General features: G+C 31.8%; 17 protein-coding genes. 5 read left to right on the forward strand and 12 right to left on the reverse strand.

Annotation, left to right across the window (positions count from 1 at the left end; all coding sequences use genetic code 11):
- Window positions 1-4: 4 nt before the first annotated feature.
- Window positions 5-742 carry an exodeoxyribonuclease III gene (locus ACP5GV_RS05940; RefSeq protein ID WP_428068166.1) on the reverse strand — a complete coding sequence of 246 codons (738 nt, stop codon included), beginning with the start codon at window positions 740-742 and terminating at the stop codon, window positions 5-7.
- A 347-nt stretch (window positions 743-1,089) separates the two neighbouring features.
- On the opposite strand from ACP5GV_RS05940, the gene ACP5GV_RS05945 reads away from it, so the two are divergent.
- From ACP5GV_RS05945 to ACP5GV_RS05955, 3 genes are all read left to right on the forward strand, one after another.
- Window positions 1,090-2,478, forward strand: coding sequence for an APC family permease (locus ACP5GV_RS05945; RefSeq protein ID WP_428102801.1), 1,389 nt, complete (start codon window positions 1,090-1,092; stop codon window positions 2,476-2,478).
- A 35-nt stretch (window positions 2,479-2,513) separates the two neighbouring features.
- Window positions 2,514-3,770: a metal-dependent hydrolase family protein gene (locus ACP5GV_RS05950; RefSeq protein WP_428068170.1), complete on the forward strand. Its 1,257-nt coding sequence runs from the start codon at window positions 2,514-2,516 to the stop codon at window positions 3,768-3,770.
- Between the two features lie 390 nt (window positions 3,771-4,160).
- Window positions 4,161-5,171 (forward strand): hypothetical protein, encoded by a 1,011-nt coding sequence (locus tag ACP5GV_RS05955; protein ID WP_428068171.1) that lies wholly within the window; start codon window positions 4,161-4,163, stop codon window positions 5,169-5,171.
- A gap of 68 nt (window positions 5,172-5,239) precedes the next feature.
- Here the strand turns inward: ACP5GV_RS05955 and ACP5GV_RS05960 are convergent, their stop codons facing one another.
- Together ACP5GV_RS05960 and ACP5GV_RS05965 are read right to left on the reverse strand one after the other, a co-directional pair.
- Entirely contained in the window at window positions 5,240-5,620 is a 381-nt protein-coding gene (locus tag ACP5GV_RS05960; RefSeq protein ID WP_428068172.1) for a putative metallopeptidase, read from the reverse strand.
- A 4-nt stretch (window positions 5,621-5,624) separates the two neighbouring features.
- On the reverse strand, window positions 5,625-6,884 hold the full coding sequence (locus tag ACP5GV_RS05965; protein WP_428102804.1) for a M20 family metallo-hydrolase: 1,260 nt from the start codon (window positions 6,882-6,884) through the stop codon (window positions 5,625-5,627).
- Between the two features lie 95 nt (window positions 6,885-6,979).
- On the opposite strand from ACP5GV_RS05965, the gene ACP5GV_RS05970 reads away from it, so the two are divergent.
- On the forward strand, window positions 6,980-7,402 hold the full coding sequence (locus tag ACP5GV_RS05970; RefSeq protein WP_292319073.1) for a cupin domain-containing protein: 423 nt from the start codon (window positions 6,980-6,982) through the stop codon (window positions 7,400-7,402).
- Here the strand turns inward: ACP5GV_RS05970 and ACP5GV_RS05975 are convergent.
- The 6 genes from ACP5GV_RS05975 to ACP5GV_RS06000 all read right to left on the reverse strand — a co-directional run bounded on the left by ACP5GV_RS05975 (window position 7,394) and on the right by ACP5GV_RS06000 (window position 14,325).
- Complete coding sequence (locus tag ACP5GV_RS05975; protein ID WP_428089823.1) at window positions 7,394-8,902, reverse strand: class I adenylate-forming enzyme family protein; 1,509 nt, start codon at window positions 8,900-8,902, stop codon at window positions 7,394-7,396. The genes ACP5GV_RS05970 and ACP5GV_RS05975 overlap by 9 nt on opposite strands.
- 19 nt (window positions 8,903-8,921) lie before the next feature.
- Window positions 8,922-10,820 (reverse strand): AMP-binding protein, encoded by a 1,899-nt coding sequence (locus ACP5GV_RS05980; protein ID WP_428068176.1) that lies wholly within the window; start codon window positions 10,818-10,820, stop codon window positions 8,922-8,924.
- A 151-nt stretch (window positions 10,821-10,971) separates the two neighbouring features.
- The gene (locus ACP5GV_RS05985; RefSeq protein WP_292319076.1) at window positions 10,972-11,427 is read right to left on the reverse strand and encodes a Zn-ribbon domain-containing OB-fold protein; all 456 of its coding nucleotides are present in this window, start codon (window positions 11,425-11,427) and stop codon (window positions 10,972-10,974) included.
- Window positions 11,428-11,437: 10 nt separating this feature from the next.
- Complete coding sequence (locus ACP5GV_RS05990) at window positions 11,438-11,968, reverse strand: Zn-ribbon domain-containing OB-fold protein (protein ID WP_428068179.1); 531 nt, start codon at window positions 11,966-11,968, stop codon at window positions 11,438-11,440.
- Between the two features lie 13 nt (window positions 11,969-11,981).
- A complete protein-coding gene (locus tag ACP5GV_RS05995) occupies window positions 11,982-13,160 on the reverse strand; it encodes a thiolase domain-containing protein (protein ID WP_428102806.1) in 1,179 nt (392 codons plus the stop codon).
- Window positions 13,161-13,170: 10 nt separating this feature from the next.
- A complete protein-coding gene (locus ACP5GV_RS06000) occupies window positions 13,171-14,325 on the reverse strand; it encodes a thiolase domain-containing protein (RefSeq protein WP_428102809.1) in 1,155 nt (384 codons plus the stop codon).
- Between the two features lie 93 nt (window positions 14,326-14,418).
- Between ACP5GV_RS06000 and ACP5GV_RS06005 the strand changes: the two genes are divergently transcribed.
- The gene (locus tag ACP5GV_RS06005; RefSeq protein ID WP_428102811.1) at window positions 14,419-16,398 is read left to right on the forward strand and encodes an AMP-binding protein; all 1,980 of its coding nucleotides are present in this window, start codon (window positions 14,419-14,421) and stop codon (window positions 16,396-16,398) included.
- A gap of 21 nt (window positions 16,399-16,419) precedes the next feature.
- Here the strand turns inward: ACP5GV_RS06005 and ACP5GV_RS06010 are convergent, their stop codons facing one another.
- The 3 genes from ACP5GV_RS06010 to ACP5GV_RS06020 form a co-directional block, all read right to left on the reverse strand.
- Window positions 16,420-18,066: a long-chain-fatty-acid--CoA ligase gene (locus tag ACP5GV_RS06010; RefSeq protein WP_428068187.1), complete on the reverse strand. Its 1,647-nt coding sequence runs from the start codon at window positions 18,064-18,066 to the stop codon at window positions 16,420-16,422.
- Window positions 18,067-18,192: 126 nt separating this feature from the next.
- Complete coding sequence (locus ACP5GV_RS06015; RefSeq protein ID WP_428102813.1) at window positions 18,193-20,148, reverse strand: 3-hydroxyacyl-CoA dehydrogenase NAD-binding domain-containing protein; 1,956 nt, start codon at window positions 20,146-20,148, stop codon at window positions 18,193-18,195.
- Between the two features lie 89 nt (window positions 20,149-20,237).
- Window positions 20,238-20,404, reverse strand: a 167-nt coding sequence (locus ACP5GV_RS06020) for an acyl-CoA dehydrogenase family protein (protein WP_428102816.1), incomplete at its 5' end; no start/stop codon positions are given.

Below are 20,404 nucleotides of genomic sequence, written 5' to 3' on the forward strand. Positions count from 1 at the left end.
GTATTTATTCTACAATTATATATACTGGAGCATGATCCGAGCCCATGATTTTGTCCATTATATCGCAATCTTTAACCCTCTCTACTATATCACTTGATACTACACAATAGTCTATCCTCCAACCTATATTCTTCTCTCTTGCGTGGAATCTATAGGTCCACCATGAATATCTATTGGGTTCTTTATGGAATATTCTGAAAGCATCAACATATCCTAAGTCAAGAAAATGTGTCATCCAATCCCTTTCTTGTTGGGTAAATCCTGGATTGTTGATATTGTCTTTTGGTCTCGCTATGTCTATTTCCTTATGTGCAACGTTAAAGTCACCACATATTATTTTTGGTTTCTTTAATTTACTTAAGTATTTTTCGAATAGGCTGTTAAAACTTAGCTTATAATCGAGTCTTGTTAACCCATGTTGGGCATTTGGAAAATAGGCATTAATTACATAATAATCCTTAAACTCTAGTGAAATAACTCTGCCTTCAGAGTCGAAGTCTTCATTGCCAATTCCAAAAGTAACATTGATTGGTTTTAATTTGCTCATAGTAAGAGTTCCTGAATAACCTTTTCTCTTAGCCGGATTAATATATATCTCGTATCCTAGTCCCTTTAGTTCTTCTGGTATTGAGTCTGTTTTAATTTCCTGGAACATTATTATATCAAATTCTAATATTTCTTTTGGAATACCCTTATTTAAAAGACTCCTTAATCCATTTACATTCCAAGTCAAAATTTTCATTAAATCACCAATTGTTAAATTTAAAACTAAATATTTAAATATTAATAAAGATTGATTTTGAAAGTAAATCAGAATAGAAATCTATAAATAATAAATAAATTTCATATATGTTTACTAATTAGATTTTGCTCTTTATCAAAAGCTTAGAAAATGAAACCCATCTTGTATTTATAAATGATTTTTTATTGCTATACTAAGCCATTAGATTTTGAAAATTTTGATTTTGCAATAGATGCTATTGTGATATTTTAAATATTTTATATGCATGACATTGCAATAAAAATTCTTATTGAACGTTCAGCAAAGTAAATTTTTATTATTTAATTATTGTAAACTAGGTGTTAAAAATGGAAGACAGAAATAGTCTATCAAAAAATTCAGTAACGTTTTTAGGAGATTTCTTTAACTCACTCGCAGGCCAAGCACCAACCTATAGTATAGCGGGTGGAACTGCATATATTTTGAGTACATCTTATGTTTCCTCGCCTTTAGCTATGCTAATAACATTGATCGGTGTAATGACTATTGTATATTCAGTTATAATATTATCGAAAAGATATGCTCATTCAGCTAGTTTTTATTATTATGTTTCAAAAATTTTAGGCAAATCATCAGGTTATTTTAATGGATTAATATATACAATTTTTTATAGCGTTGTTGGTATAGGATCAATAGCAATTGCATTTGCCTATTTGGGATATGAAGGTATTTACGCACTAACAGGCATAGAAATTAACCCTCTCTTTCTAATTATTATACCTGTTATAGTCGCTTACATAATAGCTTATTTAGGAATTAAGCCAAGTATTAAGTCGGAATATTTAGTTTCACTAATAGAAATAAGCATTTTAATAATATTTATAGTTTTTTCTTTTGTATATAATTCAAAAAATATTTCATTAATGCCATTTACTCTAAAAGGTACTTTTACAAATTCATTAACGGGAGAATTAGCTGCGATTTCAGGAGGATTAATATTTTCTATAACTTATTTTATGGGATTTGAGGTTTCAACTCAATTAGGGGAAGAATCTAAAGAGCCTAATAAAAACATACCAAACAGCACATTAATATCAACGCTTATCATGGGTATATTGTACATTTTAGCAACTTATGCTATATTATTAAACATAGGATACAGCTATAATTCTGTAAACAATTTTATTTCAGAAGCTCAGGGAGAAGGTGTAAATCCTGTTTTCCTTTTAATGAGAAGATATTTGGGCCTATTAGGCTTAACAGTTTTTTCCATTATAACTTTAATTAGTGTTTTTGGATGTTATTTAGCTACATTAAATGCTACATCTAGAATGTTATATGGTATGAGCAAAGAAGGAATTTTACCTAGCAAATTAAGTGCAACTCATAAAAAATTTAAAAGTCCCATAAATGCTTTAAATGCCAGCACATTAATGAGCTTAATTGCAATTATTATATTTTATTTAATATCTTTAAATTATGGTAATTTGATAAACATAACATATAATGCTATGGAAAAAGCGTATGCGATAGATTCTCTTTATTATGTTATTTCTCTTGCATTATTATCAATTTCTGCTTTCTTAATTTCTGAAACAAAAGGTAAAATTATAAGTATTATAGGATTAGTTATTTTGGGGATAACTTTTTATTATTCGATAGTAAATATTTATTATTTGATTACAATAATAATATCATCTTTATTAACAATTTTAACATATTTTTTATTTAAGAATAAATTTGAAATAAATATATAAACATAACTATAAACTTTTTGTGAAAGGGGAAATAAATGGGTAAGATTGCCTTAGTTAATGGACTTGTTTTTGATTCAACAGGAAAACCTGTTTTTAAGGGAAATATTTTAATTAATGAAGGAAAAATAGAGAAGGTTGGAAAAGCAAACGAAATGAACATACCTGATGAATACGAAATAATTGATTTAAAAAATAAATTTGTTATGCCGGGCATGATAGATGCGCATCTTCACTTAACAGGAAGCAGGAGCGGAAAGGTGGAAGAAGATTTAATAACTCCTATAGGTGTATTTTTTGCAAGAGCTATTAAAGACTTAGAATCTATTATAAATGCCGGCTTTACAACTGTTGTAGATGCAGGAAGTATAATCGCTGTCCAGTTAAAAGAAGCTATTAACGAAAAAACTATAATAGGACCTAGAATTATTGCGGCAGGCCCGGTATTATCACAAACTTTTGGTCATGGAGATACTCATTATTTACCAATAGAATATGTAGATTATAGGACAACAAGAAAATTAACACCCTTCATGTCATTAATTTGCGATGGTACAGATGAATGTAGAAAAGCAACAAGATATGCATTTAGAGAAGGTGCTGATTTTATAAAGGTGATGGCATCTGGAGGAGTATTATCTCAAAGGGATAGGCCTGAATATAGGCAGTTTACTTTAGAAGAACTTAAAGCTATAGTTGATGAAGCTAATGCTGTTGGTAAATGGGTACATTCTCATGCTGAAGGGAAAATAGGCATAATAAATTCAGCAAAAGCTGGAGTAAAAGTAATAGCTCATGGAGATATGATGGACGAAGAGGCTGCTAATGAAGTATTAAAAGCTGGAAGTGTAGTGATTCCAACATTTGCTATTGATTATGCCTTATTAGAAAAGGGAAGCGAATTAGGTGTGCCAGAATGGGGAATGAAAAAAATAAAAGAATTATATGAAATACATGTAGAAAATGCTAAACTTGCATATAAAATGGGAATTAAATTAGCAACTGGAACAGATTATTCTGGAGGAGTAGGAAAACATGGAGACAACGCAATGGAATTAAAACTTTTTGTAGAAAAAGTTGGTATGAAAAATGAAGAAGCTTTAATTTCTTCAACTAAGATTGCTTCTGAAGCAACAGGACTTGAAAAATTAATCGGAACAATTGAAAAAGGAAAGCTAGCAGATTTAATAGTTATTAATGGGAATCCGTTAGATGACATAAATGTGTTATTAAATAAAGAAAATATACAACTTGTTATGAAAGAAGGAGAAATATATAAAAATAAATTAACATAAATATATAAAAATAAATTCTTGCTTTTAATTTATTTATTAATCTTTTAGTTTTAACTTTGTAGAGATTAAGAGAAAAGTTTTCTTTTCATGATTAATAGATAAACAATTTGCTACTAAGATATTTTGATAATTACAAAAATAGTATGATTTATCATGAATAATAGAACCTTGTTTTACCTTCAGAATCAAGAGAAGTAAAGTCTGTAGAGAATAACTACTCTTTTCAAGATATCATAAAACATTTCTATTAATAAAACCCTTTTCATACTAACAGGAAAATTCATAATTTTTACAATAACCTTGTATATACTGTACAATTGAAATATTAGTTAAATATATACATTTAAAAAATAATTTTAGATAATTAATAAAATTTAGGTGAACCTAAAATTGGTAAATTATAAATTATTCTGTATATTAGGATTGTGCGTTTTGATATTGTTATCCATACCTTTTGCTTATTCTGCAACAGGAACTTCTAAACTAATTATTAATCAAACTATATTCAATCTAACTCCTGGTCAAAAAACAAATGAAAAATTCCAATTAATTTTAAGTAGTGGAAGTACATGGGGTACAAGCATTGATGTTTCGCCATCCGTAACTGGTATATCAATAATTTTTAATCCAAGCACTGGTGATCCCACTTTTTCCGGTACTTTAACAATATCAGTGGGAAGCAATGTTAAACCAGGAGAATATAAATTTAATGTAAGCGCAACGGGAGATGATCCTACCACGTCTCCTATAACGATTATTGTCTATGTTACATCTCCAGAAGTTACTACAACCTCTTCGCCTTATCAGACAACCTCAAACTATACTTCTACTACAACATCTCCAGAAGTTACTACAACACCTAAAACACAAACTAACTATTTTTCATACGTAATAATAGTAATGATACTATTAGCTATAATAATAGGAGGTTCATTATATTTTACTAAAGGATCTTCAGTTAGCAAATTTACTATAACAGGGTTGTCTATAGTTAGCGTTATATTATCACTTTATCTGATAGTTGCTGATTCGACATTAAGAAATTTTGCAAGTATTCATTATTATTTGCTTATTTTATACACTGTATTATTAATAGTGTTAAATCCTACAATGTATGTAGTAAAATCAAAGACTAGCTATACCATTTTGGGCATCATATCTGGCTTATTTTTTATAGGTATGCTAATAGATTCACTTATGGGTATGCCTCTTTCATCACTAAATAATGTTGGTAGTAGCTTTAGTTTAAATTACTTTTATGGTTTTGGTAGAAATAATTTATCCAATTTTTCAATTTCGTTTACATTTTCAGCTCTATTAATATTAACATTTCTTATATTTATTATTAGTATAATAAACATAACTAAACCTAAAGGTTCTATCAATTCTATAACCAAGTAACAAAGTTAAGAAAATTTTTAATTATTTTAATAAAATACAATTAAATTCGATTTTAAAATTAAAAATTTTCAATTCGGGCATTTACTTAGGTCTATTTTTTTGTATAGATTATTTACTATCCTTTCATTTACTTTTTTTCCATGCGGCCTTAAACCACCTGTAAAATTCGAAGGAATGTGCAACAATTCATGTATTATAACTTTTATTTTATCTTCTTTCGATAGCAAATCAAATTTTTCACTAATTACCTCTATTACATAGACAGGTTCTGATCTTAATGCAAACCTTATAGCCGAAGGTATAGAATAAATTCTTGCATATGCCTTTGTTTTTGCATTATGACTTCTAATGACATAAACGTTTTCAAGCCTAATATAATCTAGTCTTAAATCATTTGCTATACATTTAACTAAATTTTCTAAGAATTTGTCATTTTCAAATTTTATCATTATCTCATCTTAGCCTTAGCATTAGTGTAGCGAAAACTTTTGAATCGTTAATTAAATTTTCTATAATAGAGTATTCATTAGGTTGATGTGCAACATCATCATTAGTTGACCAAACAACCGCTTCATAATTATATGCTCTCAAAAATGTTGCGAAAGTTATTCCGCCAATACCTCCTACAACCGCTTCCCTTTTTCTTAGCTCTTTTATTGTTTTCTTAATTTCCATAACTAGTTTATTTTCAGGATTTGTTGGTTTAGGAGAATCGTTTTTATCAATTATTTCAAGATCTATCTCTGGAAATTCTTTGTTTTCAATGATTTTTTTATTCTTTTCTTTTAATTTTACAATTACTCTATTTATTTCTTTTAATACATCATCCAATTTATAGTCTGGAATAACTCTGCAATCAAAAGTAACTTCATGAAGTCCAGGTATTATATTTGGTGAAGAGGAGCTTCCTTTTACCATTGTAGGTTCGAAGGTAGATTCTGGAGGATCAAATAAGTTGTTTTTACTATTGAATTTTTTATGAAGATTATCATAGATTTTTTTGGCCAGTTCAAGAGAAACTCTATGCGCATTTAAGCCTAGGTCCGGTGTAGAAGCATGAACTTGTTTTCCTTTGACTATAAGCTTAAATTGTAATATAGATTTTTCAGCTATTTCAATAAAGGTACCATCTTTATTCCCAGCATCAGGTATTAAATAATAATCATTTTTATTGAAAAGGTAGTTGTGATTTTCCAATAGATATTTCATTCCATATTTAGATCCTGCTTCTTCATCACTTACAAAGGCAAGCTTTATAGTTAATTCTGGATTAATCTTTTTATTCATTAAAGCTTTTGCTGCATATAAAGATGATATTATTGATTGTCCGTTATCTTCTGATCCTCTAGCATATATTTTATTATCTATAATTTTAGGCTCAAAAGGTTTTGTTATGGTCCAATCAAGCATGTTTCCAGGCGGTACTACATCTATATGAGTGATAATCCATAAAGCTCTATTATCTTCCCCTTTATAAGTTGCAATAATATTTGGCCTAACCTTATCTTTAGCTCTATCATCAACAGAATAGAACTTCTCTATTTTATCGAAATTAAAGCTATTATTTAAAATTTCTATAAGCTTGTTAGCCTTATCTATTTCTCCCTCGCCACCAAAATCAGGGCTAATTGCAGGTATTTTTAAAAGCTCAAGAAAAGATCTAATTGCTTCATCTTTTATTTTTTCAACTTCCTCTAAAACTGATTTTTCCATTTTTATTCCCTCTTAATTTAAAACATTAAATAATTTAAAAGTCTATACAATAAAAACATATTAAGTTGAGTTATTATTAGTTAATTGTGACAAAAATGAGTTTTAAAGAAAAAATTACTTCTGATGAAGTTGATATAGAATATGAGAAAGGAAATATTAATTTAAAAAAGGTAACAAGAAAAGCTGAAAAGCTAAGTTTTATTAATATAGATACTCCTGACATGAAGGATCCTGTAGCAATACCACCACTTAGACTGGTTTTTTCTGATAACCTATCTATAGAATTTTCTAGGAGAAGATTTTCTTTACCATTTTATCACAGAAATATGGACTATGATGAACTAATAATTTGCTTAAAAGGAAAAGCTTTATGGGAAACAGAAACTGGTAATTTTGAGTTAAATGAAGGAGAAATGTTAATTATACCTAGAGGTATAGCTCATAGACCCGTCAATCCAAGCCAAGATTATACTGCATTAGAAATAAAATATAAAAATAAATTAACTTTTTCAAAGTGAATCTACAAAATAAACTTTCCTTATTTTTTTGTAAAATGCAACTTTAGAGTTCACATAATTTATTAAATCTTCCTCTTTAATTTTGTTTTTATATTCTTCTTTTAAGATAACTTTTGCAACTGGTAAATCGCCAACATCTGGATCTTTCTCACCATATACGTAAGCCGATTTAACTGCTTCATGCCTCAACAAAACATTTTCAATATCCTTTGGAAATATAGGATATGCTTTGTATTTTAGCATCCTTTTTTTAACACCTTTAAAATATAGAAATCCTTTATCATCTTCTGAAACTAAGTCTCCAGTCTTTAAATAATCATTATGAAAAGCCTTTTTTGTTTCCTCATTATCTTCATAACCTTTCATTAGCCATGGTGCCTTAACCAAGAGTTCTCCAGTTTCTCCCTTATTAACTACTTTTTCTGGATCTGTTGGATCTACAATTTTTACTTCAGCTCCATATATTGGCAAACCGAGCGTGTTCTTAACATATGAAAATTCCTTAGGTTGATATGTAACTACCCATGATTCTGTCATACCATATGATTGAACCAATGGTGCATCAAATATTTTAACAAATTTTTCTTGAGTTTCTGGCTTTAATGGAGCCCCAGCAGAAATTCCTAATTTAATTGTATTTTTAAAGCTTTCATTTGATTGAGTGATCTCATCTATAAGAGAATCGAACGACATGGGTGCAGCAGACATAAAATTAATATTCAAATTTTTTATCGAATTCTTTACAATTTTAGGATCCCATCTCTGAAGCATTATAGCAGTTCCTTCATTAAATAAGGGAACTAAAAGACTTACCTGAAGACCCAATACATGAGTGATAGGAGCTATTACTAATGAATTTGGTTTGAAATCGAACGAAACAGTCTTGGATAGTGCTTGGACAGCATATGATAAACCCTTGTAGGAGTGATAAGTTTGCAACGTTCTTCCTGCAATCCCGGCATAATACATTATTACAGATGTATTTTCTAGATTATCAATTGTTTTTTCATGAGTAGTAAAATTTTTACTTAATATATCTTTAAAATAAATAACTTTTGGTGTTTCTTCGCTTTCCTTAACTTGGCCGTCCAAAACTAATGATTGTTCAATACCTAATTCCTTAAGGGTTTTTGCCTCTCTTTCATAAAATTGCCATGAGACAAAAGAAAATTTTATATTCTTATCTTCAACTTCCATTTTTAGGTCTTCAGATATTGTTAAAGGGTCAACTAAAACTGCTATATTATTGCTTTTCATTATCCCTAGCAATCCTATAACGGCATCTATTGTATTATGAGCAGAAAATAGGATTTGAGATTCCATAATTTTATTTTCTAATAAGAAATCAGCTATCTTATCAGATAATATTTTCATTCTATGCCATGTTATACAATGGTAATTTTCTAATTGAATCAAACTGCATTGATCAGGATTCTTTTCTGAAATTTCGTCAAAAAATTTAAAAATAGGTTTATCAATAAATGAGATATCCTCTATCATATACAAAAAATCACCATTATTAACTTTCTGTCATAGCTTTTTTAAACTCTTCGTATCTCTTCCTTAGATCTTCAAACGCAACGGGATCATCTAAAGTCGATAAATCGCCAAGAGGTTCATTTCTAACTGTTGCTCTTAACAATCTTCTCATTATTTTACCGCTCTTGGTTTTCGGAAGTTTGTTAACAAAAATTATGTAATCAATTATGAAACCAGAATTCTTTGCATATTCTTTGAGCTGATTTGTTAGGTTTTGATCTGGAGTATATCCTTTTCTAGGAACAACAAATAGCAACAATTTTTCTCCTTTTCCTTCAAAAGACGGCATACTGGTTGCAGCGACTTCTGCAACTGCTTGATGAGAGCCTATGAGGCTTTCAACTTCCATAGTTCCAACTCTCTCTCCTCCCGGCCTTAATACATCATCAGCTCTACCTAATACAAATAGATAACCATCAGAATCCATATATCCATAATCCCCGAAGAATACATAACCAGGGAATCTTGATGTATATACTTTGCTATATCTTTCCAGATTTGGATCATTCCACATCTTTCCTAAAGCTGGAGAATATGGTTTTAACACTATGTAACCTTTTTTGCCTGGTGGCAATGGATTCCCATCATCATCTACTATAACAACCTTGCTTAATGGAAATTCAATACCTGCTGAACCTGGCTTGAATGGTATTTCTCCTAAGCCATATGGAGTTGCAGCAGCTGGTGAAAGGTGTTCCGTAAACCAATACGCATCTGCTATATATACATCTGGCAGCATTTCCCTAAACCATTTGAAGAAACCTACATTTAATGTTTCACCAGTATTTAGAACAATTCTTAGTGAAGAAGTATCTCCAGCTTTAACTGATTCATCTCCTATTGATTTCAGTGTATATAACGAAGTAGTGGAAGACCATATCAACGATACGTTAAATCTCTCTATAATTCTTGACCATAAATCTGGCCTTGCTCCTATGAAACCTTCAAAAAGAACAGATGTTATACTAGAAACTGGTGCTGTATAGAGATTAGCCATGGGCCATACAGGCCATCCTAGAGCAGATACGGTCCACCATACATCGTTAGGTCTTAAATCATATAATCCTCTAAAGGTCCAATTTAAAGAGAGAGGATATCCTATTTGGGTTTGCGTTATTCCTTTAGGTTTCCCTGTTGTTCCACTTGTATAATAAATCGTACCTACTTCATTCGCTTCTACTGGTTCTGGCGGTACATAGACCTTTCCTTTAGGAGCAATATCCTCGTAAACCAAATCCCTATTCTGTTTTAAAGAGAAATTTGAAAAACCTCTACTAACAACAAGGACTTTTTCTACAGGTAAATTAAATTTATTGGCTACATTATCAAAATAGTTCTTTATATTAATTTCACTTCCAGCATTAATTGTGTTTGCAAATACTACAGCATATTTTGATCCAGTATCAATAAACCTTGTTGCAATAATTTCGTCTGTTAATCCAACATAATGTATCACAGCAATTGCTCCCAGTCTATGGACAGCTAATCCAAATGCAACTGCTTCTGGGGAACTTGCCATCAACATAGATACAGTATCTCCATGTTTTACTCCCATTTCTTTCAAAACATAAGCTGCTCTGTTTACTTCATAATATAAATCCTGGTATGTAACAGATTTACTGTTTCCTCTTTCATCCATCCAATAAAATATTACTTTATTCGCTTCATTTGGTAAATGCCTATCAACAGCATTATATGCTAAATTTGAAATTCCTCCAACAAACCATTTCTCATAAGGTGGATTACCTTCTAATATTTTTACTGGCTCCTTAAACCATGTAATTAAATTCAGTCTATCACGCCAAAACTTTTCGGGGTTTTGGAGACCTTCCTCATTCATCTTCCTTATCTTTTTATAAGAAAATAGCTCACCCTCCATATTATTCACCTGTACACATTATAGTATTTAATTTTGAATATTTAAATTTTCCCACATAGTTCCTACTATACGAATTGTTTATATGCTAATAATTTGAAATTTATAAAAATTTAGAAAAAAATTATTTGTGAAATATTTGATAAAAATAAATTTAGCTTAATTCAAAATACTTTATATCGTTTATGGTACCATTTCTTTCATTTTCTGGCTTAAATACGGGCTTAAGTTTTATGCCTATTTCCAGTTTATCTAAAGGCACATTTAATAGATGTATTAATCCTGTTTCAGCATTTTTAGGCTTAATTACGCCTATAATTTTTGGATTCGGTAAGTTATTTTTGTACATATCTTGATATACTATTGTATATGAAACTAAAATCCATTCATCATTAATTTCTATCAATTCACCTTGAGTAAAATCAGGACAGAATGTTTTTGGTGGGACGTATATTTTATCTTTGCATTTCATGCCAAGTATTTTTCCTTCTTTTAATCCTTTAGCAAACTCCAACCCGTGAATGCCAGGCGTATATACGTATTTTTCAACTTCTTGCTCTCCTGGAAATATAACTAAATCTTCCATTCTATTTCTTTTATCATAACTCATACATACCACCTCATAATGGTTCAAAACATTCTATATCTAATATATTACCTTTTCTTTCTTCTTTCGGCTTCCACCTTACTTTAACTTTCATTCCTATAGCTTTTCCGCTTATTACATCTTGGGGATCAACACATATCTTGTGGAACAAACCAGCAAATTCGTATTCTCCATCTCTATATCCAGGCACATCAAGTTTTATTGTTCCTACAACTTCTGGCCTCTCTATTTTCTCTCTTTTTGTTGATATATATGTAATAACTGCTGTATGTATTTCTCCTGTTTGGGGAACCTCTACCCATTCATTTGTTGCAACATGGCACCATTCACAATAAGATCTTGGAGGAACAAATATTCTCCCGCACTTTGGACATTTTCTTCCTAATATCTTGCCTTCTTTTAGTCCTTCTAAAAACTTTGATATTGTTGTTCCAGCTGCAAAGTCGTACTTCGCTTGAGGCATATCTTCAACAAGTCCTATTAAGGAATACATTTCCTTTTCCTTCAGTTTTATTCCAGGTAACTTATTTATCTTTGAGCTCATAACATTACACCCCCTAATTACTTAAAACTATAACTGTACCAGCTTGCATGAGGTCTCCCCATGCATTAGCAACTGCTTTATGAACAGGTTTCTTGACTTGTCTTTTTCCAGCCTCGTATCTAAGTTGCCAGAAAAGCTCTGCAACCTTCATTAGTCCTGCAGCAGCTATTGGATTTCCTACGCCTAATAAACCTCCGCTTGGGCTTGTTGGTAATTCTCCATCTCTATCAAAGTATCCTTCTCTAACCAATTTCCACGCTTCACATGGTCTAGCGAGCATTAAACCTTCTATATGATGTAACTCTTTATAGTCGAATGGATCATAAGGTTCTGCAACGTCTATTTCTTTCCATGGTCTTTCAATTCCTGCCATCTTATAGGCCATTCTTGCTGCATAATTTAAATACCTTGGAAATGCTAGTTCCCTATTATACCAATGTTGATTTTCTAAAGTAAATCCTATACCATCTACCCAAACTGGACTATCAGTAATTTCTCTAGCAACATTTTCAGATGTCATTACTAAAGCAGCCGCTCCATCAGTTACAGGAGAAACATCTAGCAAGTTAACAGGCCAGACAAGAGTTTCACTCTTTAAAACATCATCTACAGTTATATTAGCGGCAGTCAATGCAGCGGGATGATCTAAAGCATTTCTTTTATTTTTAACGCTAACAAGAGCAATATCTTCTTTCTTAGCACCGCATTTAGCCATGTACCTCCTCATTTCCATTGCAAATATCCATAGCAAATTAGGTCCTAATGGTCTTTCAATTATTGGATCCCATATATACTTGAAAACATATTGCGGATGTGGATGGGCAGGACTCATTTTTTCTTCAGCAACAACTAAAACTTTCTTACATACACCGCTAGCAACATGCCAATATGCTGATTCAGGGACAAAAACTCCCGTTCCTCCTCCAACATATACTCTTGTCATAGGTTTATTTATTGCACCTGAACCATCTCCCAAATATTCCCCTTTGAAGTGCATTCCATCAAAGGTATCAGGAGCAGAACCTATAACAACACAATCTATATCGCTTAGAGTTAGCCCAGCAGAGTCCAAAGCCATCTTAGCTGCTTCCCATGCTAATTCTCTAGGAGTTTCTAATGCTCTTCTCATGAATGTTGTTATACCTGCACCAACTATCGCTACCCTATCCTTCATAAATATATTAGATCTCATATTTCTCACCTCATACAGAAAGAAGGGCTACCATACTTGTATATGTTGGTACGCCCCTCCATGATGCAACCAAGCCCCTTCTAACATTTTTTAACTGGTGATTTCCTGCTTTACCAGTCAATTGGAGATATGCTTCTAAGAGTCTAGAAAGTCCGGTTGCCTCCAATTGGACTCCCATGGATAAACTCCCTCCACTCGGGTTAACTGGCAAAAAGCCATCGCGATTCAAATCACCTTTTTCTAACATTTTATGAGCTTCCCCTTCTTTTACTAACATAGTCTCTTCTAATGCCAATAATTCCATAAAACTAAACCTATCTTCTATTTCTGCAAAATCTACTTGTGGATTTCCATTCAAATTTGCCATTTTATATGCCATAAGAGCTGCACTTCTAAATGATTTCATCTTTCCCCATTCATGCCATTCAGTTGCCCCAGTTCCAGTTTCTGTAGAATATCCTATTCCTTCTATCCATACAGGATTTTCTGTTAACTTCTTTGCGTAATCCTCACTAGCTAAAACAAATGTTATGCTTGCATCGCTAAACGGGGCTATCTCATAGTTTGTCATAGGATATATACTATAGCTAGACGATAATACATAATCTAAATCTATTCTTGTTGAAAAAGATGCTCTTTCATTACTTAACCCATTGTTTTTGTTTTTTACTGCAACCATAGCTAAATGCTCTCTTTTAGTACCTGTTCTTTTCATATAGGCAACTGCATCTAAGCCTGCATAAAATAATGGATTAACATAATCCAATGGCCTAACATGTAAGGGATCCAATGCAAATCTATAAATATCTTGTAGAGTTTTAATTTCGCTTGGCTTTCCATGAGATTCTACAGATACTACATTAAAATGACCTGTTTTTATAAGCATGTATGCATGAGCAATCCCTTCTAATCCATCTCCAGCAACTGTAAAAGTTGGCCTTAAAGCTCCACCTATCGGTTCAGGAGCAAATTCATCAGAAATCGCTATACCTTCCCACATATCTTCTTGACAATCAACAAAAGCATCTACATCATATCTTGGATCAATTTTTGCATTGGCATAGGCCCTTGCTGACGATTCGAACATCATATCTTGAAATGAAACATCGATTGTCGTTGGCTTAAAACCATACCATCCCACTCCAACTATAGCCACACGGGACATTAGCACACCCATATGTATTTTGAAGGAAACTTGTATAAATACTCTGAGTATATTAATATACATAACGGTGTACACAGACTAAGTGGTGGGAGAATGGTATATATCTGGACCCCTCCAAAGGAATTAAAAGAGACATCTAACGTAGCTCAATTTATGCAAAAATTTAATTTTGATAACTATAGCAGTTTAGTTAAAAAAAGTCAAGATGATTTGAAGTGGTTCTGGGGAAATTTACCAGATTGGTTAGATCTAGAATGGTTTAGCAAGTTCAAAGAAGTATATGATACATCTCAAGGAATAGAATGGACTAAATGGTATGTAGGAGGAAAAATTAATATATCATATAATGCTCTTGACAGAATAATAAAAAATGGACTCGGAAACAAAACGGCGATGATATGGTATGGCGAAGATGGTAAAACAGTTAACTTAAGCTATATAGAAATGCTTGATAAAGTAAATAGGTTATCCAATTATCTAAGCGAAATAGGTGTAAAAAAAGGTGATGTTGTATCAATTTATGCTCCTTTAATGCCAGAAACTGTAATAGCAATGTACTCATCCTTTAGAATAGGAGCTATAGCTAATCCAATTTTTAGCGGATTTGCTCCAGATGCAGTTGCAGAGAGAATAAAGGCTGCAAATTCAAAGGTATTAGTAACAGCAGATGGATATTATAGAAAAGGAAAGATAATAGATCTTAAGAAAAGCGCTGATGAGGCTGTAAAGAAATCAGGTGTTGATTTAAAAGTAATTGTTGCAAAAAGATTCAACAAAATAGATATACCATGGGATGATAAAAGAGATATATGGTTTGATTCTGCAATAAATGGTAAAAGGCCAAATTTTGATGCTGTAGATACAGAATCTGAGGATCCAGCACTGCTTATGTTTACAAGTGGTACAACAGGTAATCCAAAAGGGGCCGTAATTAGTCAAATAGGATCTATTTTACAGCCATCGAAAGAGCATTATTTTAACCTAGACATTAAGCCTGGATCAATAAAAGATTATAATGATATATTATGGTGGATTACTGATATCGGATGGATGATGGGCCCGTGGCAAGTTATAGGGACACAAATTTTAGGAGCAACTCACTTTTCATTAGAGGGAGCATTAGATTATCCAAATAAAGATAAGGTATGGGCGCTTATTGAGAAATTTAAAATAACACATCTCGGATTTGCAGCAACTGCAGCAAGGCTGTTAAAGTCTTTCGGTAATGAAGCATTAGAAAATCATGATCTAAAGAGTTTAAGAGCATTTGGAAATACTGGAGAACCAATAGATGAGGATACATGGTTTTGGGTAATGAAAGATGTAGGCAAAGAAAAGAGACCTTTAATTAATTTGAGTGGAGGAACAGAAATATTGGGATGTTTTCTTTTGCCAAGCCCTGTAGTTAATTTAAAGCCTTCAACTCTTTGGGGACCCGGGTTAGGAATGAGCGTTGATGTATTCGATGATTATGGTAATTCGGTAAGAAATAGACCTGGATATCTTGTTGCCACAAAGCCAGCACCAAGCATGACCAGAGGGCTTTGGAAGGATCCGAAAAGATATCTAGAAACTTATTGGAGCACGTTTAAAGGAGTATGGTTCCATGGAGATTATGCATTAATTGATGAAGATGGTCTTTGGTATATATTGGGTAGAGCTGATGATGTTATAAAAGTAGCAGGCAAAAGAATCGGACCGGCAGAAGTTGAAACAATAATAAACTCTCATCAAAGTGTTGCTGAAAGCGCATGCATTGGTTACCCTGATCCAGTAAAAGGTGAAGTTATAGTTTGCTTTGCAATACCTAGGCCAAATAAGGACATTACTGATAAAGAGGTAAAAGAAATAAAAAGTTTAGTTTCAGAAAAGCTAGGCAAACCTTTCGAGCCAGAGAAAATAGTGAAAGTAAAGGACTTACCAAGAACCAGAAGCGGAAAAATTATGAGAAGAATAATAAGAGATGTAGCAAAAGAAGGAAAAGCCAATATATCTCCAGTAATTGAAAATCCTGATTCTATTGAGGAGGTTAAAAGAGCAGTAAATGAATTAAAGAAAATGATGGAAACATGAGGCTGAAAATTATAATTTATTTTAAACATTGTATATATTTTTATACTGAGCTCTAATAGTTTTTTTATCAAATTTTCCTGTACTTGACTTTGGTATTTCATTTACAAAGAATATTTTATCTGGAATCTGCCATTTAGCAAATCTTTTTGACAAATGTTCTTTTAATTCTTTTTCTAGCTCATTAAAATCTTTATTTTTATACTGTTCTCTTAACACAACTAGAGCAATGGGTCTTTCTTCCCATTTAGGGTGAGGAACACCAACTACTGATGCTTCTAAAACTGCAGGATGAGCCATTAGGTAATTTTCTAGATCTATACTTGATATCCATTCACCTCCACTTTTTATTAGATCTTTTATTCTGTCTACAATTTTTACATACCCATTTTCATCAATAGTTGCAGCATCTCCAGACTTCCACCAATTATCAATGAAGGATTCTTTACTTCTTTCATCATTATAATATTGATTTGCTATCCATAGACCCTTTATCAACAGTTCTCCAACACTTTTTCCATCCCATGGAAGCTCTTTCCCAGCAGGGTCTACAATCTTTACTTCAACTCCAAATACTGGCAACCCTTGCTTTCTGGCGTTTTCTATTTGGTCCTGTTCGCTCATTTGTTTTATCTTCTTCTTTGGTAAGTTGGCTGTAACTAGTGGAGTTGTTTCTGTTGCTCCGTATGCATGCATTATGTTCATCCCAAATTCTTTTAACTGCATCATTAAGGCTAAAGGTGGTTCTGTTGCTCCTGAAATGAACCTTAAATTATTTAGCTTTGGCTTAGGTTCCATCTTCCTGAAAACTTCTAATAAGGGAATTAATATCGCAGGTGCTCCCGCTGAAGCAGTGACTCCTTCATTTATTAAGATATTCGCTAAACTTTCAGGCGTATATCTTCCTGGCAAAACAATTTTTGATCCCATCATGGTTGCGGCAATATGAGCTCCCCAACCGTTTGCATGGAATAATGGAACTATTGCAGCGAAAGTATCTTCTGGCTTAAAGTTTAACACACCATTTATTGCCCATGCATGCAATATTAAACTTCTATGTGAATAATAAACTCCTTTTGGCTTACCTGTTGTTCCTGAAGTATAACATGCTGTCGCAGCTGACTTTTCGTTTATTTCCTCATAATTCTTCGGAGGATTATTTTTAACTAAGTCCTCGTAATTATATATGTTGTTTTTAAAATTAAGGTTTAATTTTGATGGGTCATCAGTCATTATTACGACAAAGTCCAGATTATTGTTCTTAATTAATGCATTTCCAATTTCAATAAGACTTTCATCAACAAAAATTCCTTTTGCTTTAGAATGCTTTATTATATAGTCTAAGTCATTTATAGCAAGCCTTTGGTTAAGCTGTAGCATGACAGCGCCTAAACCAGTTATTGAGAAATAAGATTCATAATATCTATGATCATTCCACCCTAAAACCGCAACTCTGTCTCCTGGTTTTATTCCTAAGCTTTCTAATCCACTTGAAATTCTCCTAACTCTTTCATAAACTTCTTTATAAGTCATTCTGTGAATTTTTCCGCCTTGCAAGTTTCTATATGAGATAACCTCAGTATCGTAATGTATTTTTGCTGCATAATCTATTACCCTCCAGAGATTTAATTGATACGAATCATTCATAGTAGATGGAAAACCTTCAATCATAGCCATCACCACAGATTTCCCATTAATTTATTGTATCCAATTAAGTATATAAAGGTTCATTTCTAATACTTAATGAAGAAAAACAAGATAATAATATAAAATATAGAAACATATATGCAATAAAATTTATTCGCCTTTGTAAACTGGCTTTCTTTTTTCTAGAAAAGCTCTCATTCCTTCAGCAAAATCTTTTGAATCAGCTAATATTACTAATTCATTCAAAGAGTTCTTAAGAGAACTTACAAAAATTGATTTAGAGTTATTAATAGCATTTTTAACTGATTTTAGCGATAGAGGAGGCATTTTCGCTAATTTATTCGTGATTTCAAATATAGCTATATCTAGCTGATCTTCTGGAACTATTATATCAACTAATCCAAGATTTTCTGCCTCTTTTGCATCAAGCCAGTCCCCTGTTAAGGCATATCTAGCAATTTTTTTGTTTGTAAAGTATGTACCCAAAGGAGATGCTATTGGTGGAAAAGCTCCTATAACAGCTTCTGGTATGGAAAATATTGCATTTTCTGTAGAAATAACTATATCTGCAAGCATCGTTAATTCCATACCCCCTCCAAACGCATAACCTTTTACAGCTGCTATAATAGGTTTTGTATAATTTAGCATTGTGTTTACTAAAGGCCAGGCTAAATCATCTAGCCACTTCTTTGCTATAGCAGAGTTAGTCCAATTTTTCATCATTTCTATATCATCGCCAGAACAGAAAGAACTTCCTTCGCCAGTTAATACTACAGAACTTATCCTTTTATCATTTTCAGCCTTTTCTAGGAATATTCTAATATTTCTCCATACTTCTTCGTTTAGAGCATTTAATTTATTAGGCCTTCTTATAGTTATTATAGCATAATTTTCTACTAATTCATATGATACAGGACCCATATTTTCGATTGAATAAAAATATTCAAAGAATCCCTTACCTGATCTAATACCTAAACCATTTTTTGAAATTGTAACTAAATAAGGCTCAGTTTTGTATAAATCATAATTAGTCTCTTTGTATCTTTTTTCTAATAAATTTATTATATTATTTAATCCATAATAATCAGCAAAATGCAAAGGTCCATAAGGCCAATTCATTCCTAATGTCATAGATTTCTCTATGTCTTCTTTTGTTGCTACCTCATTGCTTATTAACCATGCAGCTTCATTAGCTGCGACTGAAATTATTCTCGCAGGATTTATCTTATACATTGATTCCTTTGGTACCAATAATTGCTTTTTGAAGATCTTATTTGGATAGTTGTAAAATCCTACTCCTACTTTTGAACCTATTTTTCCTTCTTTAACCATTATTTCTAAAGTTTTTGGTATAAAGAGCTTCTCGCCTCTTTTTACCATTTCATTTAAAGCATTATAAACAACATCTATTCCTACGTAATCCAATAATTCTATAAATCCCATAGGAAATCCAAGTCTAAACCTTGTCATAGTATCTATATCTTCCTTACTAAATCCTTCTTCAAGCATTATCATGGCTTCTAAAAATGTTTTAGTATTGATCCTATTAACCAAGAACCCAGGCACATCCTTTTTAACAATTACATAATCCTTTTTAATTTTCTTTACAAATTCTATTGCCTTATCAAGAGTTTCATTAGAGGTGTCTTTTCCTAAAATTAATTCAACTAGAGGCATTAGTATAGGGGGGTTCATAAAATGAATTCCTATAAATTTGTCTTTCCTATCTGTTTCTTTTGCAAGGTCATTGATTGGTATTGTAGAAGTATTAGTAGCTAAAATTGTATCATTTTTTAAGTAATTAGTTACTTCCTTAAATAATTTAACTTTTATATCATAATTCTCTGGAACAGCTTCTATTACAAGATCACAACCTCTTAAATCTTTATAATCTGTTGAGGTTTTAATTTTTTTCAAAACTTCATTAACTTTTTCCTTTTCAATAAGTTTTGATAGGCTTGAGCTTATCTTATTGATAGCGTTATCTAAGATCTCTTGAGAAATGTCTATCAAAACCACATCATATGAATTTAAAGCTGATACCTCAGCAATACCGTGTCCCATTGTTCCAGAACCTATAATACCAATTTTTTTAATATCACCCAAATTCTTCACCTAATACATAGTTGTATTATATTTTATTTAAAAACTGTTTAAATGAAAACATTTATAATTTATGATTCACATATTTATTATCACTTTTTTATAGCTGTAATTTTCCCCATTAAAGATTTTGCTATAACTAGTTTTTGTATTTCGTTTGTTCCATCACCTATTTCAATTCCCTTTATGTCTCTATAATATCTTTCTATATTGCTTTCCTTGCTATAACCAAAACCCCCTTCAACTTGCATAGCAAGTC

The sequence above is a fragment of the Caldisphaera sp. genome, assembly GCF_049974385.1.
Lineage (GTDB): Archaea > Thermoproteota > Thermoprotei_A > Sulfolobales > Acidilobaceae > Caldisphaera.